General features: G+C 57.2%; 17 protein-coding genes and 1 tRNA gene. 15 read left to right on the plus strand and 3 right to left on the minus strand.

What is annotated here, in order from left to right; all coding sequences use genetic code 11:
- Positions 1 to 132: 132 nt before the first annotated feature.
- Positions 133 to 207, minus strand: a tRNA-Thr gene (locus ACR0JG_RS19995).
- Positions 208 to 290: 83 nt separating this feature from the next.
- On the opposite strand from ACR0JG_RS19995, the gene ACR0JG_RS20000 reads away from it, so the two are divergent.
- The 10 genes from ACR0JG_RS20000 (at position 291) to ACR0JG_RS20045 (ending at position 7,001) form a co-directional block, all read left to right on the plus strand.
- On the plus strand, positions 291 to 446 hold the full coding sequence (locus tag ACR0JG_RS20000) for a hypothetical protein (protein WP_170513789.1): 156 nt from the start codon (positions 291 to 293) through the stop codon (positions 444 to 446).
- A gap of 6 nt (positions 447 to 452) precedes the next feature.
- Positions 453 to 1,721, plus strand: a complete 1,269-nt coding sequence (gene murA, locus ACR0JG_RS20005) for a UDP-N-acetylglucosamine 1-carboxyvinyltransferase (protein ID WP_480572319.1) — start codon at positions 453 to 455, stop codon at positions 1,719 to 1,721.
- On the plus strand, positions 1,718 to 2,194 hold the full coding sequence (locus ACR0JG_RS20010; protein ID WP_170408222.1) for a DUF2948 family protein: 477 nt from the start codon (positions 1,718 to 1,720) through the stop codon (positions 2,192 to 2,194). Before murA ends, ACR0JG_RS20010 begins: the two co-directional genes overlap by 4 nt.
- A complete protein-coding gene (locus ACR0JG_RS20015; protein WP_480572322.1) occupies positions 2,191 to 2,712 on the plus strand; it encodes a GNAT family N-acetyltransferase in 522 nt (173 codons plus the stop codon). Before ACR0JG_RS20010 ends, ACR0JG_RS20015 begins: the two co-directional genes overlap by 4 nt.
- A gap of 60 nt (positions 2,713 to 2,772) precedes the next feature.
- Positions 2,773 to 4,074, plus strand: coding sequence for a histidinol dehydrogenase (hisD, locus tag ACR0JG_RS20020; RefSeq protein ID WP_480572325.1), 1,302 nt, complete (start codon positions 2,773 to 2,775; stop codon positions 4,072 to 4,074).
- A 98-nt stretch (positions 4,075 to 4,172) separates the two neighbouring features.
- A complete protein-coding gene (locus tag ACR0JG_RS20025) occupies positions 4,173 to 4,652 on the plus strand; it encodes a UPF0262 family protein (RefSeq protein ID WP_170398457.1) in 480 nt (159 codons plus the stop codon).
- Between the two features lie 3 nt (positions 4,653 to 4,655).
- Complete coding sequence (locus ACR0JG_RS20030) at positions 4,656 to 5,108, plus strand: arsenate-mycothiol transferase ArsC (protein WP_170398460.1); 453 nt, start codon at positions 4,656 to 4,658, stop codon at positions 5,106 to 5,108.
- A gap of 2 nt (positions 5,109 to 5,110) precedes the next feature.
- Entirely contained in the window at positions 5,111 to 5,509 is a 399-nt protein-coding gene (locus ACR0JG_RS20035; protein WP_480572328.1) for a ketosteroid isomerase-related protein, read from the plus strand.
- A complete protein-coding gene (locus ACR0JG_RS20040) occupies positions 5,502 to 6,095 on the plus strand; it encodes a GNAT family N-acetyltransferase (RefSeq protein ID WP_170566776.1) in 594 nt (197 codons plus the stop codon). Before ACR0JG_RS20035 ends, ACR0JG_RS20040 begins: the two co-directional genes overlap by 8 nt.
- Before the next feature lie 144 nt (positions 6,096 to 6,239).
- Positions 6,240 to 7,001, plus strand: a complete 762-nt coding sequence (locus ACR0JG_RS20045) for a hypothetical protein (RefSeq protein ID WP_170514606.1) — start codon at positions 6,240 to 6,242, stop codon at positions 6,999 to 7,001.
- 55 nt (positions 7,002 to 7,056) lie between these two features.
- Here the strand turns inward: ACR0JG_RS20045 and ACR0JG_RS20050 are convergent, their stop codons facing one another.
- Positions 7,057 to 7,830 carry a FadR/GntR family transcriptional regulator gene (locus ACR0JG_RS20050; protein ID WP_170408227.1) on the minus strand — a complete coding sequence of 258 codons (774 nt, stop codon included), beginning with the start codon at positions 7,828 to 7,830 and terminating at the stop codon, positions 7,057 to 7,059.
- A 330-nt stretch (positions 7,831 to 8,160) separates the two neighbouring features.
- Here ACR0JG_RS20050 and ACR0JG_RS20055 point away from each other — a divergent pair, with 330 nt between their 5' ends.
- The 3 genes from ACR0JG_RS20055 (at position 8,161) to dld (ending at position 13,105) form a co-directional block, all read left to right on the plus strand.
- The gene (locus tag ACR0JG_RS20055) at positions 8,161 to 9,213 is read left to right on the plus strand and encodes a TRAP transporter substrate-binding protein (protein ID WP_480572331.1); all 1,053 of its coding nucleotides are present in this window, start codon (positions 8,161 to 8,163) and stop codon (positions 9,211 to 9,213) included.
- Between the two features lie 128 nt (positions 9,214 to 9,341).
- Positions 9,342 to 11,408 carry a TRAP transporter large permease subunit gene (locus ACR0JG_RS20060; protein WP_170733865.1) on the plus strand — a complete coding sequence of 689 codons (2,067 nt, stop codon included), beginning with the start codon at positions 9,342 to 9,344 and terminating at the stop codon, positions 11,406 to 11,408.
- Positions 11,409 to 11,422: 14 nt separating this feature from the next.
- A complete protein-coding gene (gene dld, locus ACR0JG_RS20065; protein ID WP_480572334.1) occupies positions 11,423 to 13,105 on the plus strand; it encodes a D-lactate dehydrogenase in 1,683 nt (560 codons plus the stop codon).
- 33 nt (positions 13,106 to 13,138) lie between these two features.
- Here the strand turns inward: dld and ACR0JG_RS20070 are convergent, their stop codons facing one another.
- Positions 13,139 to 13,762 (minus strand): DnaJ domain-containing protein, encoded by a 624-nt coding sequence (locus tag ACR0JG_RS20070; RefSeq protein WP_170398478.1) that lies wholly within the window; start codon positions 13,760 to 13,762, stop codon positions 13,139 to 13,141.
- Positions 13,763 to 13,869: 107 nt separating this feature from the next.
- Here ACR0JG_RS20070 and ACR0JG_RS20075 point away from each other — a divergent pair, with 107 nt between their 5' ends.
- Both ACR0JG_RS20075 and ACR0JG_RS20080 read left to right on the plus strand, forming a co-directional pair.
- On the plus strand, positions 13,870 to 14,124 hold the full coding sequence (locus ACR0JG_RS20075) for a BolA family protein (RefSeq protein ID WP_480572337.1): 255 nt from the start codon (positions 13,870 to 13,872) through the stop codon (positions 14,122 to 14,124).
- Positions 14,125 to 14,286: 162 nt separating this feature from the next.
- Positions 14,287 to 15,390: a cytochrome-c peroxidase gene (locus ACR0JG_RS20080; RefSeq protein WP_480572340.1), complete on the plus strand. Its 1,104-nt coding sequence runs from the start codon at positions 14,287 to 14,289 to the stop codon at positions 15,388 to 15,390.
- The last annotated feature ends 1 nt before the right edge of the window (position 15,391 follow it).

Here is a 15,391-nt window from a genome sequence, read left to right on the forward strand (position 1 = left end):
GTTGTGATGCAACCGCCCGCTGTCATCAGGCGCTTGTGCGCGCGTCAACTTCAACCCAATTCAATGAAAATGCCAGTGGCAGAGACGCCACGTGATCGTGCACCACTCGAAGCATTATGTCGGACGTGAAGATGGTGCTGCTGGAGAGAATTGAACTCTCGACCTCTCCCTTACCAAGGGAGTGCTCTACCTCTGAGCTACAGCAGCGCTGTGGGCGGGTGATTAGACTCAAACGAAACGCGGCGCAAGGGTGTCTGGACGGTTTTTTTCTACTCCTGTAGAGAAAGGCAATGGCAGACAAAAGTTCACCTAAAAAACACGGCAAGTCCGGGGAAACGCGCGAAGACCGTCTAAAGGCGGCGCTAAAAGCGAATATGGCGCGGCGCAAGGCTCAGGCCAAGGCGCGAGCCACCTCCGGGGACAAAGCCGGCAAGGACGAGGGATAAGAGCAAATGGATTCGATTCTGGTAACGGGCAATGGCCCGCTGAACGGGCAGATTCCCATTGCGGGGGCCAAGAATGCGTGTCTGACGCTGATGCCCGCGACCTTGCTCAGCGAAGAACCGCTGACGTTGACCAATGCGCCGCGTTTGAGTGACATCAAGACCATGACGGCGCTGCTGCGGTCGCTGGGGGCCGAGGTGTCTTCGCTGCAGGATGGTCAGGTCATTGCGATGTCCAGCCATGACCTGAACAGCCACACGGCGGATTATAACATCGTGCGAAAAATGCGCGCTTCGAACCTGGTGTTGGGGCCGATGCTGGCGCGGCTGGGGCAGGCCGTGGTGTCGCTACCTGGTGGATGTGCAATTGGCGCGCGCCCGATGGATTTGCATGTCGAAGGGCTTGAGGCGCTGGGCGCCGAGATCGAGCTTAAAGATGGCTATTTGCACGCGAAGGCGTCGGGCGGGCTGAAAGGTGCTGTGCATGAGATGCGCTTTGCCTCGGTTGGCGCGACCGAGAACATCGTCATGGCCGCCACGCTGGCCAAGGGCACCACGGTGCTGAAAAACGCCGCGCGCGAGCCCGAGATTGTCGATCTGGTCGAATGCTTGCGCAAGATGGGCGCTCAGATTTCGGGTGAGGGGACCTCGACCATCGAAATTCAGGGTGTCGATCGTCTGCACGGCGCGACCCATCAGGTGGTGACCGACCGGATTGAGCTGGGCACTTATATGCTGGCCCCGGCGATCTGCGGGGGCGAGGTTGAGCTGCTGGGCGGACGCATGTCGCTGGTCGAATCCTTCGCCGCCAAGCTGGATGCGGCGGGGATCAGTGTTTCTGAAACCGACAAGGGGCTAAAAGTTTTTCGTAAGAACGGGCGTGTGACCTCGGTCGATGTGGTCACCGAACCCTTCCCCGGCTTCCCGACCGATCTGCAGGCTCAGATGATGGCCCTGATGTGCACTGCCGAAGGTGTGTCCGTGCTTGAAGAGCGTATTTTCGAGAATCGCTTTATGCATGCGCCCGAACTGGTGCGCATGGGCGCGAATATCGAGGTACATGGCGGCACGGCCACCGTAACCGGGGTCGAACGATTGAAAGGTGCTCCGGTGATGGCGACAGACCTGAGGGCCTCGGTCTCGCTGATCCTTGCCGGAATGGCGGCGGAAGGTGAGACGGTTGTCAGCCGGGTCTATCATTTGGACCGCGGATATGAACATGTGGTGCGCAAGCTGGAAGGCGTGGGCGCAAAGATCGAACGGATTAAAGGTCAATGACAGACGCGAGTTTCAAAGACGGCCGCGAGGCACCGCTGAACCTTGGAGCCGAAGATGCCGATGACCTCCAGGTGATTGCGACCCTGACGCAGGATGCGGTTTTCCCGGTGACCGAGATGACATGGCAACCCGGCCAGCGCCGCTTTGCGCTGTTGCTCAATCGCTTTCGCTGGGAAGACAAGGATGCCGCTGCCCGGCGCGGTCGCGCCTACGAGCGGGTGCAGGCCGTTTTGATGTTCGGCTCGGTTCTGTCGGTAGCCAGTCAGGGCATCGACCGCAGCGACAAGGACATGATCCTGTCTCTGCTCTCGGTCGAATTCGAGCCAAGCGAGGATGGTGCGGGACAAATCCTGTTGACCTTGGCAGGCGACGGCGCGATCCGCCTGTCGGTTGAGGCCATCGATGCAACGCTCAAGGATGTGACGCGTCCCTACAAGGCGCCTTCTGGACAAGCGCCCCATCACCCCGAGTGAAGAATAAACGTGGCATCGCTCAGGCCTTCCCGAATCCGCCACGCGGCATCGCGGTGCGGCGGGCAACCGTGTTTGATGTATTCGACATCAGCCGTGTTCTGATCCGATCGATCCGTGACCTCTGTCGGGCGGATCATCTGGATAATCCCGAAAACCTTTCCCGCTGGTCTGCCAATAAGGATCCGGCTTCGGTCCGAAACTGGATCGATAGTGGAGCAATCCTTTGGGTCGCTACGCAAGTGGGAGTGGTTACTGCAGTGGGCGGTTTAAGTGGCGAGGGTGAGATATCTCTGCTCTATGTCGATCCCGATCACGCAGGGCGCGGGCTCGGAGCAGCGCTGCTGCATCGGTTGGAAGAGGAACTGCAGACACGTGGCGCCTCTGAGGCGCATCTGCACGCGACCAAAACGGCACATTCGTTCTATCTGGCGCACGGCTGGCATGATGTCGGCGACCCGACGGAATGGCACGGCATCCCCCAATTCCCGATGCGCAAATCGCTGCACCCAGCGGCCTAAGGGTTGAGGCCACCCGGCCCGGGCGATAAGACCCGTTGAAACGCTTCCGGAGTCTCTCACATGCCCGCTTTCCTCGATACGACCTCCGCCGGTTTCGAACCTGCATTTCAGGCGCTGTTGTCCGCCAAGCGTGAGGACAGCCCCGATGTGGATGCGGTCGTGGCGCAGATCATCGATGATGTGCGGACCCGTGGTGATGCTTCGGTGATCGAACTTACCGCGAAATTCGACCGGCTGGAGCTGACGCCCGAGACCATGGCCTTTTCATCCAATGAGATCGCCGAGGCCGTTGCGCAGGTCACGCGCCAGGACCGGGCCGCGTTGGAACTGGCTGCAGAACGCATTCGTGCATATCACGAAAAGCAGATGCCCGAGGATCATCAGTGGACCGATGAGGCAGGCGCAACACTCGGCTGGCGCTGGTCGGCGGTGTCGGCTGCGGGGCTTTATGTGCCGGGCGGATTGGCTTCATACCCGTCGTCGGTTCTTATGAACGCAATACCTGCGAAGGTGGCGGGCGTAGACCGGTTGGCCATTGTCGTCCCCACACCTGAGGGTCAGGCAAACCCGCTGGTCCTGCTGGCGGCACAACTGTCGGGCGTGGATGAGATTTATCGCATCGGCGGCGCGCAAGCTGTGGCCGCTTTGGCCTATGGCACCGATACGATTGCGCCAGTGGACAAGATCACCGGGCCGGGCAATGCTTTTGTCGCCGCTGCCAAACGTCGGGTTTTTGGCAAAGTCGGCATCGATATGATCGCGGGCCCCTCGGAGATTCTGGTAATCGCCGACAAGGATAATGACCCCGACTGGATCGCGCTGGACCTGCTCAGCCAGGCCGAGCATGACGAAAGCGCCCAGTCCATTTTGATCACGGATGACGCAGAATTTGGTCAAGCCGTGACGCAAGCGGTGGAAAAACGTCTTGAGACCCTGCAACGCCGCGCCATCGCCCGGGCCAGCTGGCGCGACTTTGGTGCCGTAATCACTGTGCGCGACCTGGACGAGGCTGCCGCGCTGTCCAACCGCATCGCGCCTGAACATCTGGAACTCTGCGTGACCGACCCGGTGGCGTTAAGCCAGCAGACGATCCATGCCGGTGCCATTTTTCTGGGCCAGTACACGCCCGAAGCCATTGGCGATTATGTCGGCGGCCCCAATCACGTGCTGCCCACAGCGCGTTCGGCGCGCTTTTCGTCTGGCCTTAGTGTGATGGATTTTCTCAAACGCACTACGCTTAGCCAGATGACACCCGAAGCTTTGCGCGCCATCGGCCCGGCGGCTGAAACGCTTGCGCAATCCGAAAGCCTCGAAGCGCATGGCCTGTCCGTTTCGGCGCGCCTTAACCGGCTGAATGGCTGAAGTGACGCAATGACTTGGCACGCATGGCGCTTCTGTACGTTGCTCAATGAAAATCGTTGTTATAGGTCTGTGCAGACGCAAGGATTGTGACCGTTAAGATGACCCGTATTTCGCATATCGAACTGGACGACCGAAATCTGCCCCCGCCGACACCGGAGATCGAGCAGGAGCGGAAGGTCGCCATATATGATTTGCTTGAAGATAACTCGTTCACGCTGCCAGCGCGCGACGATCGGATGATCCCCGACGGGCCCTACCATGTGCAGCTATCAATCCGTGATAAGCGACTGGTTTTCGATATCGCCACCGAAGCCAGCGAGAAGGCGGCTGAGTTTCATCTGTCGCTTGGTCCATTCCGGCAGGTCGTAAAAGACTATTTTCAGATCTGCGAGAGCTATTTCGATGCGGTGAAAACACTGCCGCCCAGCCAGATCGAAACGATCGATATGGCTCGGCGCGGCATCCACAACGAAGGCAGCCGCGTGTTACAGGAAAGGCTGGAAGGCAAAGCTGAGGTTGATACTGATACTGCCCGCCGCCTCTTTACGCTCATCTGCGTCCTTCATTTTGGAGGCTAACGGGTGACGCCTCTGCCGCAGTCCATTCTGTTCTGTTGCGACCACAATTCGGTTCGGTCACCCATGGCCGAAGGCATCATGAAGAAGTTTTACGGCACCGGCACCTATGTGCAATCCGCCGGTGTGCATAACGATCTTGAGATCGATGGGTTCTGCATCGCAGCCTGTCAGGAGATTGGCGTTGAGCTGTCCCGTCACCGCTCGCGTTCTTTTGACGAAATGGAGCAATGGGGCGATGACCTCAGTTCATTTGATCTGATCGTGGCCCTGTCACCCGCCAGCCAGCGAAAAGCGCTGGAACTGACGCGGTTTTTTCACCTGGATGTCGATTATTGGCCAATTATGGACCCTACCGGACTAGGTGAAACCCGCGAGGACAAGCTACGTCATTATCGACAAACCCGAGATCAGATCATCGCGCATCTGAAAGACCGCTGGGGCGAACCGACGGAGTGACCATGAACCCGACCGTGAAAACTTATTTTGATGCCTTCAATGCCGGTGATGTAGATGGCATGCTGGCCTGCCTGTCGGATGACGTGGCCCATCATGTCAACGAAGGTCAGATTCGCGTCGGCAAAGAGAAATTTGCCGCCTTCTGCGCGCATATGAACCGCTGTTACCGCGAGAACCTGACGGATATCGTGATCTTCGAGGCCGAAGGCGGTACCCGTGCTGCGGCTGAGTTCATCGTCAACGGAACCTATCTGGAAACTGATGAAGGTCTGCCAGAAGCGTATGGGCAGACTTACCGCTTGCCTGCGGGTTCGTTTTTTGACCTTAGCGACGGGAAGATCACCCGCGTGACCACGTTCTACAACCTTGCGGACTGGACCAAACAGGTCTCGAATGGCTGAAATTTCGCAGGTCCGCGCAATGACCGGATCGACATTGGTCGACGCGTTGGATGAAGTCGCGCGCCTGCGGATCGACGTATTTCACGCCTGGCCATATCTCTATGATGGCGATCTGGAGTATGAGCGGAAATACCTGCAGTCTTACGTCGACAGCGCCAGGGCCATCGTTGTCGGAGCGTTCGACGGTGATACTTTGGTGGGTGCTTCGACGGGTGCACCCTTGACAGATCACGCCGACGATTTCGCGGCCGCGTTCGAAGGCTCGGGCCTGTCGCTGGGCGATGTCTTCTATTGCGCAGAATCGGTTCTGCTGCCAGAGTATCGCGGACAGGGCGCAGGCCATACGTTCTTTGATCTGCGCGAAGCCCACGCCCATGCGATGGGATTCACCAAAAGCGCCTTCTGCAGTGTAGTACGCCCTGACGACCACCCCATGCGACCAGATCATTACCGCCCGTTGGATGCCTTCTGGCGCGCGCGGGGATATGCGCCGCTTCCTGGCGTCGTGGCGCTATTCTCGTGGAAGGATCGAGGCGACGATTGCGAAACCCAAAAGCCGCTTCAATTCTGGATTCGGGATTTATAAGCCATCCATGCGCGTCGCGCCGGGTGTTTGAAACGGGTTGTGGCATTGTGAGTTGGCGATGACATGTGCGGCCGAATTTGCCTGAAACACCCTGTGATTGTATAGTTTCACTTATTCAATTGCGCGTTTTCATGGGGAAATTTGATGAAGTCCGTTTTCAATCGCCTGATTCCGGCCTTGGTGCCGCTGACTTTGATCACCGGTTGTGCCTACGAGAATAGGGCCTTTAATGCCGAGCAAACCGTGCTGTCGAATACATCGGGAGACGTTATCCAGCACGCTGTAGGGATCGGGGGTGCGTTTGAAACGGCACCAAAAACATTTCAGTCCACAAGCCTGTTGCTTGAACGCGGTCCTATTCGTACGTCGTATTATGCGCTGCAACTTTCAGATGCCTACAAAAGGCTGGGCGACGAAGCAGCGCGCAATCGGGACCTGACAGCGGCGGCACTGATCACTGTAGCAGGCGGTGCCGCGCTTGGAAGTGCGGCCTCGATCTCAGGAAAAGACCTGGCCTTGGTCTTGGCCGGTGGAGCTTTGATCAATGAAGGCGTTAAATACGTAAACCCTAACAGCGCGGCGCAGGCTTTCTACGTGGCATCCGAGTCAATGGCGTGCGCAAGCGCTGCGATTGCCGCCCATGTGCCCGTGGACACTCCACCTGACATTCGTGTGTCTTCTCTGGCCCTTTGGTACATTCGAAAAATTGAGGTTTTGCTGCGCGCGGGATTGAAGCGGGACGTACCGGACTGGAACACGTTGCTCAAAAACCTTGGTTTGACGAGGCAAGGAGCCAATGAGGTGGACGCTCTGCGAGCTGGAGACATAAACCTCAGTGCATTGGAAGTAGACTTGGAAAAGTGCCTGAGGCGAGAACCGGTCGAGAAAGGCAAAGCCAAGACTTAGTACGTCGTGCGGGAGACTTTTCCGTGGTACAAAAAATACGCCTCTGTTTTTGACCTCAATCCGAAAACTGCCGCCGTTTTGCTGCGCGGATCTCGCGAGCTTGTTGTTCTTGACCAACGCGAAATGAATCCTCGACGAAATCCATATGCGTGCGTGCGGCGGTTTCTGCACGGTCCGGGTCGCCATCGATGATGGCCTGCGCGATTGCCTTGTGCTGATCAAGCAGTGCTTCACCCGTGCCGTCCATCGAGCGCAGGAAGCGGCGGTTGTAGAACACGCCTTGGCGCGTGAGGTCATAGATGGATGCCATCATGTGGATAAGGGTCGTGTTTTGGCTCGCATCGACAACGGCGGCGTGCAGTCGAAAATCAGCCTCTTCACTGGCATCCTGATCGTCATTCTCCCAGGCTCGCTGCATTTCATCGATGATTTCGGCGATCCGTTCCTTGTCGGACTGTGTGGCGCGTTGTGCGGCGAGGCGGCTGGCAAAGGCCTCTTGCTCGCGCCGGTATTCAAGATAATCGTAGAAAGCACTGCCGTGCCGGGCATAGAGCGACAGAAGGGCGGGCGACATGGCACGACCGGTCAGTGGGGCGATAAAGGTGCCCTCGCCATGTCGCACGGTCACCAAGCCGCGATTTTCGAGGATTTGGAGTGCTTCGCGCAGCTTGGGGCGTGAAACGCCTAGGGCTTCCGCAAGCTCCCGTTCAGACGGGATTTTGCGACCCTCTTTCAGGATTCCATCAACAATCATTGTCTCGATTTGTGCGACGACCGCATCGGCAATTGATTCGTGACCAACGGGATCAAAGAGGCTGTTCGTGCTCATAATTCCTGTCCGGTAGTTAGATTAAAGATCGTCGAAGTTGTTTATAATATTTACCACTAGCTTTCGACATTGCAAGAAAAACTACCCAAAAATACGGATGCTCGCTGCGCGTATAAGCGTTTGTTTTTATTGAGTGTCGCAAAATTATTCGAAAATTCCATGTTATGAAAGGTCAATCTTGGTTAAGAGCCACACCACCGCGGTGTAGCCAAATTGGTAAATAAAATTGTTGACTGAATAACAAGGTAAACAATATTTACCACTTAAGCCGTGCTCGCGGCGAGAGTGACAGCCAGACCACCGGCTGATCTTTACCTTGGAGGAGAACCCATGAAGACCACCCTGACATCGCTTGCCGTTACGGCCTCGCTGCTGGCAGCCCCGGTTGCCCACGCGGCGGATAAGATGCTGCTAAAAACCCCAATCGCGTTTTCAACCGCTCTACCGGGCCTCGGCTCGCCGATCCCGCGCGTGGCCGAACAGCTGGACCTGATGTCCGGCGGCACGCTGAAGATGAAGGTTTACGAACCGGGCAAGCTGGTCCCGCCGTTTGAAATTCTGGATGCGGTGTCTTCAGGCAAGATCAATTCGGGCTATACCACCGCCGGCTACTGGGCGGGTAAGATCCCGGCTGCACCGTTGTTCTCGGCCGTTCCGTTTGGCCCTGAGGCGGGTGAATACATGGCGTGGCTGTACTATGGCAACGGCATGAGCTTGTATCAGGAGATGTATGATCAGGCCGGTTTCAACGTCCATGTCATTCCCTGCGCCATTATCGCTCCCGAAACCTCGGGCTGGTTCGCGAATGAGATCAACAGCCCCGAGGACCTGAACGGCCTGAAGATGCGCTTTTTCGGTTTGGGTGGCGAAGTGATGCAGAAGCTGGGTGTGGCCACCTCGCTCCTGCCCGGAGGTGAAATCTTCCCGGCACTGGAAAAAGGCGCGATCGACGCGACAGAATTCTCGATGCCTGCCATCGACGCACGCCTCGGTTTCCACAAGTTGGTCAAGTACAACTACTTCCCCGGCTGGCACCAGCAAGCGACGGTGTTTGAACTGATGATCAACAAGGACGTCTGGAACGAAGCCAGCGATCAGCACAAAGCGATCATCGAAAATGCCTGCAAGGCTTCGATGGCTGACAGCTTTGCCGAAGGTGAGGCGATCCAACACGCTGCGCTGCTGGACAACGTTGAAAACAATGGTGTTCAGATCAAGCAGTGGAACGACGAGATGCTGTCGATCTTCCGCGCGACCTGGGAAGAGGTTGCCGCAGAACAGGCCGCCAACGACGAATTCTTTGCCAAGGTTCTGGCCGACATGAACGAATTCCGTGACGGTTATGCGGTCTGGAAAGAGAACGCATTCCTCCCCCGCAAGTAAATTTGCCACTTGCGATTATCCGGGGGCGGCTTCCTTCCGCCGCCCTCGGACCCTTCTGATTTTCTTTATTTTCCCCAACGACCCGGGCGCATTCACGTCCCCACTGCCGAACTCTTGAGGAGGAGACCATGGCCGAGACACAGCGTCATCAGGACGACCCGATTGAAGTCTATGAAAGTATACTTGAGCATGGTGAGCCCGACCGTCAAAAGCTGGCAGTAGCGATCGACAACGGTGTCAAAGCGGTAGGTCATGTGGTCATGTGGGCCAACCTGTTGCTGGTTGGGGCCATCGTTTCACAGGTGGCGATGCGCTATCTACTGAACCAGAACTATCCCAAACTAGACGAGATCCAGTGGCATTTCTACGGGTTGGTGACGATGGTCGGCATCTCGTATGCGCTGGTCACCGACAGCCATGTGCGAGTGGACTTGCTGCATATGCAACTCAGCCAGCGTGCGCGGCGGATTATCGAGATCATCGGAATTTTCACCCTGCTCGTGCCGTTCATCTATCTGATGATCGATCAGGGCTATGACTATTTCTACGAAAGCTGGAGGGTCAACGAATCCTCGGACAGCCCCACCGGCCTGCCCGCGCGTTGGGCCTTGAAAGGTGTGATCCCGGCCAGTTTTGTATTGCTAGCATTGGCTGCAGCGGCGCGGCTGATTCACGACGTGCACGCGCTATTCATGAATTTGGATGAAGAGCGTCAGGGCAAGGGCCTGCGCCTGATCATCTGGGCCCTTCTGGGCTTTGCTGTGGTCGCAACAGCGCTGACCTTCCTGGTTGAAACAACCGAGGAAAAACTGGTCATCGCCATGTTCCTGACCTTCATCGCGTTGCTGTTCACCGGATTCCCGGTGGCGTGGACGCTGGCCGGGGTTGGCGTTGCCTATTGCGGTCTGGCCTATCTGTTCGACAATGGCATGATGAACTGGACCGGGCTTGAGGAAACGCTGACCGGTCTGGACTATCTGACGCTGGGCGCGGTGGTGAACCGGGTCTATGCCACCATGTCAAATGCGGTTCTGGTGGCGCTGCCAATGTTCATCTTCATGGGCCTGATGTTGGACGAATCCGGTGTGGCCGAGCGTTTGATGTCCTCGATGCAGCGCCTGTTCGGCACGGTGCGCGGCGGGCTGGCGATCACGGTAACGATGATCGGCATCATTCTGGCTGCTTCGACAGGTATCATCGGGGCGTCTGTGGTTCTGTTGGGCGTGCTTTCGCTACCGTCGATGATGGAGCAGAAATACAGCCCCTCATTGGCCGCCGGTGTGGTCAGCGCTTCAGGCACGCTGGGCATCCTCATCCCGCCGTCGATCATGCTTGTCATCATGGCGGACCAGATGGCGCTATCGGTCGGCGACCTATTTATGGCTGCAGTGTTCCCCGGCGTGATCATTGGCGGGCTCTACCTGTCCTATATTTTTGTCATCGCCCTGATCAAACGCGACGTGGCCCCAGTACCCGAAGGCGCAACCCGTCCTGACTGGAACGCAGTCAAGGACGTGCTGATTGCAGTCTTGCCGACGCTGGCCCTGATCCTCGCCGTGCTGGGCTCGATCTTCGCGGGTTTGACCACACCGACCGAAGCCTCGGGCGTGGGCGCGTTGGGAGCCACTCTGCTGGCGCTGGGATATCGCAAGCTGACGCTGGCCAAGCTGGTGAATGTGCTGAAAGCAACGTTCAACACCACCGCCTATATCTTCGCGATCTTCCTTGGTGCGACGGTGTTCTCCTATGTCTTGCGCGAACTGGGCGGCGACGCGCTGATCGAGGATATGATCCACGGTACCGGGCTTGGCCCAAATGGCACTGTCTTCATGATCCTGTTCATCGTCTTCCTGCTGGGCTTCGTGCTGGACTGGATCGAGATCACGCTCATCGTTCTGCCCTTGATGCGCCCCATCGTGAACGGGCTGGGCCTGGATATCGACGGCTTCGGTGTCATCGATGAACCTGCGCTGGTGTGGTTCGTAATCCTTGTGGCGGTGACGTTGCAGACCTCTTTCCTGACACCTCCGGTTGGATTTGCGCTTTTCTATCTGAAAGGGGTCTGCCCGCCCGAGATCAAGCTGACTGACATCTACAAAGGGATTATCCCATTCGTGATACTGCAGCTGACCGGCCTGTTCTTTGTCTTCTTGTGGCCACAACTGGCCACGTGGTTGCCCTCGGTCGCGTATTAACGGAGGGTAGCGGGATGAACGATGCCGATCTGATCAAGCGTCTTCAGGCCATTTGTGGGCGGCGGCGCGTTTTGACTTCGTCGCGCAGCACCCGCCGCTTTCGCCGGGGGTTCAGATCAGGTGAAGGGGACGCGCTCGCGGTGGCTCAGCCCGCCACGCTGCTGGAACAATGGCAGGTGCTTCAAGCCTGCGTTGCCGCCGACAAAATCGTCATCATGCAAGCCGCCAATACCGGCCTGACCGAAGGGTCTACGCCAAAGGGTAGCTACGATCGTGATGTAGTGTTGATCAACACGCGGCGGATGGACGATCTGCATCTGATCAATGATGGCAAGCAGGTCATCAGCTTTCCGGGCAGCACACTGTTTGCGCTGGAAAAGCTGCTGGACCCGATTGGCCGCCAGCCGCATTCGGTGATCGGATCTTCGTGCATCGGTGCCTCAGTCGTTGGCGGGGTGTGCAACAACTCGGGCGGTTCGCTGGTCGAGCGCGGCCCCTCCTATACCGAGCTGTCACTGTACGCGCGGATCACTCAAGACGGCGAGCTTGAGTTGGTCAATCATCTGGGCATGCAGTTGGGTGATACACCCGAAGAAATCCTGACCCGGCTGCAGAACGGTGATTTCTCAGCAACTGATATCGACACCGACAATCGCAAAGCCTCTGACACCGATTACGCCCGTCGGGTGCGTAATGTGGATGCTGAAACGCCAGCACGCTTTAACGCTGATAAGTCGCGTCTATACGAAGCAGCGGGCTGCGCGGGTAAACTGGCGGTTTTTGCGGTTCGGCTGGATACATATGCCAAGAACGAAGCAGAACGTACTTTCTACGTCGGGGCGCACGACACCGAGGCATTCACGGAATTGCGCCGTCGCATCCTGTCCGACTTCAAAACCCTGCCGGTCAGCGCTGAATACATGCATGAGGAGGTATTCGATATCTCTGACCGCTATGGCAAAGACACCATGGTGATGATTGACAAGTTGGGAACCGACCGTTTGCCCACTTTCTTTGCGCTGAAGGGCGCGGTGGACGCGCGTTTAGAAGGCATTCCGGTTCTCGGCAATTTTACCGATCGTTTCATGCAGTTCGCGATGCGACTTTGGCCCGATATCCTGCCGCGCCGGATGCGGGCCTATCGGGATCGGTATCCGCATCACCTGATACTCAAAATGCGCGATGGCGGTATCGATGAAGCGCGCGATCTACTCAATGACATGACTGCCGAAGACAAGCTGGATTTCTTTGAATGCGACCTGCGCGAGGCAAAAATCGCTGGGCTACATCGTTTTGCTGCCGCAGGTGCAGCCATTCGTTATATGAAGGTTCATGCAGCCGAAGTGGAAGATATCATCGCCCTAGATATCGCGCTGCGCCGCAATGACGTCAACTGGTTCGAAGACTTGCCAGCTGAGATCGCGGATCAACTGGTCGGCAAACTCTACTATGGCCACTTCATGTGTCATGTTCTGCATCAGGATTACATCGTCAAGAAAGACGCAGACCCGAACGCGTTGAAGGCCGCAATGCTAAAGTTGCTGGACAAACGCGGCGCTGAATACCCGGCCGAACATAATGTTGGCCATCTCTATGCAGCCAAACCCGATCTGGCAGCTTTCTACAAGTCGATCGATCCCACGAACAGTATGAACCCGGGAATCGGAAAGATGTCCCGCAACAAGCACTATTCGTGAGACGGAACGCCGCTGACCCGTATCCGTTGGATACTACTTGAAGCTGCGGCTGTCCTTGATCTGATCCCAGGCCCAGACGACCTCTTGCAACTGCTCTTCCTGAGATCGGTCACCACCGTTCATATCCGGGTGCAGCACCTTGATCAGCTTCTTGTAGGCTTTGCGAATCTCTGCCTTCGACCAGCTATCTTGCGCTTCGAGGATCTCAATCGCGCGGCGCTCGGTCGGTGGCAGGCGTCGACCGCCGGAATTGGCGCGGCCGGGATTTTTGGTGGCGTTTTCGCCTAGAACCTGATGCGGGTCCTCGATCCCCAGACGTGCCCAGGCACGGGCCTCGGGATCGCCCATCGGTTTGGTCTCACGCTCCCACACTTTGTCCTTCGAACGCTGCGCGTTTAGTTCGGCCTCGGTGGTGCCGTCGAAGAAATTCCATTTCTGGTTATATTCGCGCACATGTTGCTGGCAGAACCAGAAAAAATCATCCAGCACGTCCGGAGCTTTGGGCGCGCGAAACTTACCGGGTTCTTCACAGCCCTCATGATCACAGATTCGCACCGAAGTTTCGGACGCACCTGACATACCCCGACGGCCGCGCGGCTTCTTTTTCTTAGCGCTCGACACGGACATATCGAATCCGAAGGGATCTGACTTTACCATCTGCACAACCTCACGAAGGCATCTTTTCGACTCGGAGGCAGCAGTTTAATCTAAGCAGCCGAAAGTAGAAGAGGGGGACGGCAATTTATTTGCCGTTGAGCATAAAAATGAGCGTGACCGACGAAATCCGTGAACGATTGCAGGCAGCATTTAACCCGCGTGAGCTGGAGGTGGTTGACGACAGCGAGAGCCATCGTGGTCACGCTGGATATCAGGAGGGCGGTGAGAGTCATTTCAACGTCCGTATTCGTTCTGCGGCTTTCGAGGGGCAATCCCGCGTTGCCCGCCATCGCGCAGTACATACGGCATTGGGGGATATAGTCCCCCGTATCCATGCGCTTGCTCTGGATATCGACGTCTGACAGTCGCGGCCTTGGTTCAGATAAGCGACGATTACGTCGCCAATTCTCTGCGGATTTAATCTCGATCAAGGCATCGCGATACATGACCCTTTAATATTCGCCTCGTCGATCTCCGGTTAACCGGAGCGATCAGATTTGCGGATAATGAGGGCTTTTTAAATGATGACCAAAGCCAGAACGTGGTTCTCGGCACTGTCGACAGTTTCATTGCTGTCGGTGGGTGTTGCGTTCCCGGTTCACCATGCTCAGGCGGAACAGCCGGGCCCGGTAGAAGCCATTGAGTTCGACCAAGCCAAGGCGGCACTTGGCAAACGGTTGTTTTTTGACCCGCGCCTGTCTGGCGACACCGAACTGTCTTGCGCCAGCTGCCACCAGCCGGAAAACGGCTTTACCGACGGGCAGGCCCTATCGGATGCCTATGCCGGAAGCCTGCATTTCCGCAACGTGCCGACGCTGATTAACAGCGCCAAGCGCGCCGCGTGGTTCCATGACGGGCGCATTGGCACCAACCTCAACGACGCGACCCGCGAAAGCATCACCGAGACATATTCGATGAACATGGATATGCGTTTGATGCAGGAACGCATCAAGCAAGATCCGGTTTATGTCGAGATGTTCGAAGCCGCCGGATTTGGCGAGCCGTCGAACGGCGGGGTCCGTAACGCCATCCCGGAATATCTGAAAACGTTGATTTCGCGCGGCGCGCCGTTCGATACCGGCGAGATGTCGGAAGACGCCAAGGCGGGCTATGAGCTGTTCAGTGCCAGCGGCTGCAATTCCTGCCACTCGGGCGAGCGGTTCACGGATGATCTGCCGCACAATATCGGCGTGGGCGACAACCCCGATATCTGGGCGACCCCGGAACGTCACATCACCTTTGTGACCATGATGAAGTTCCTCGGCGTCGAGAATTACATGAACCTGCGCGCCGACCCCGGTGCGTATATCCGCACTCACACCGCCGATACATTCGGCACGTTCATGACCCCCACGCTGCGTGAGCTGACCTATACCGCGCCATATATGCATAACGGCTCGATTGCGACGCTCGAGGATGTGGTGGCCTTCTACAACACCGGTGGTGGCGAAGATGAAAACAAGGATCCGCGCATCAAGCCGCTTGGCCTCAACGAGACCGAACAAGCACAGCTGGTGGCCTTCCTTAAGGCGCTGTCTGGTGAGCCGCTGACCAGCCCGGACTTCGTCGCCGAGGACATCGATACGGATTATGCGCCGATCGAAAACTGGCAAGACGCGACAAACTGAG

The organism is Ruegeria sp. AD5 (assembly GCF_056542345.1).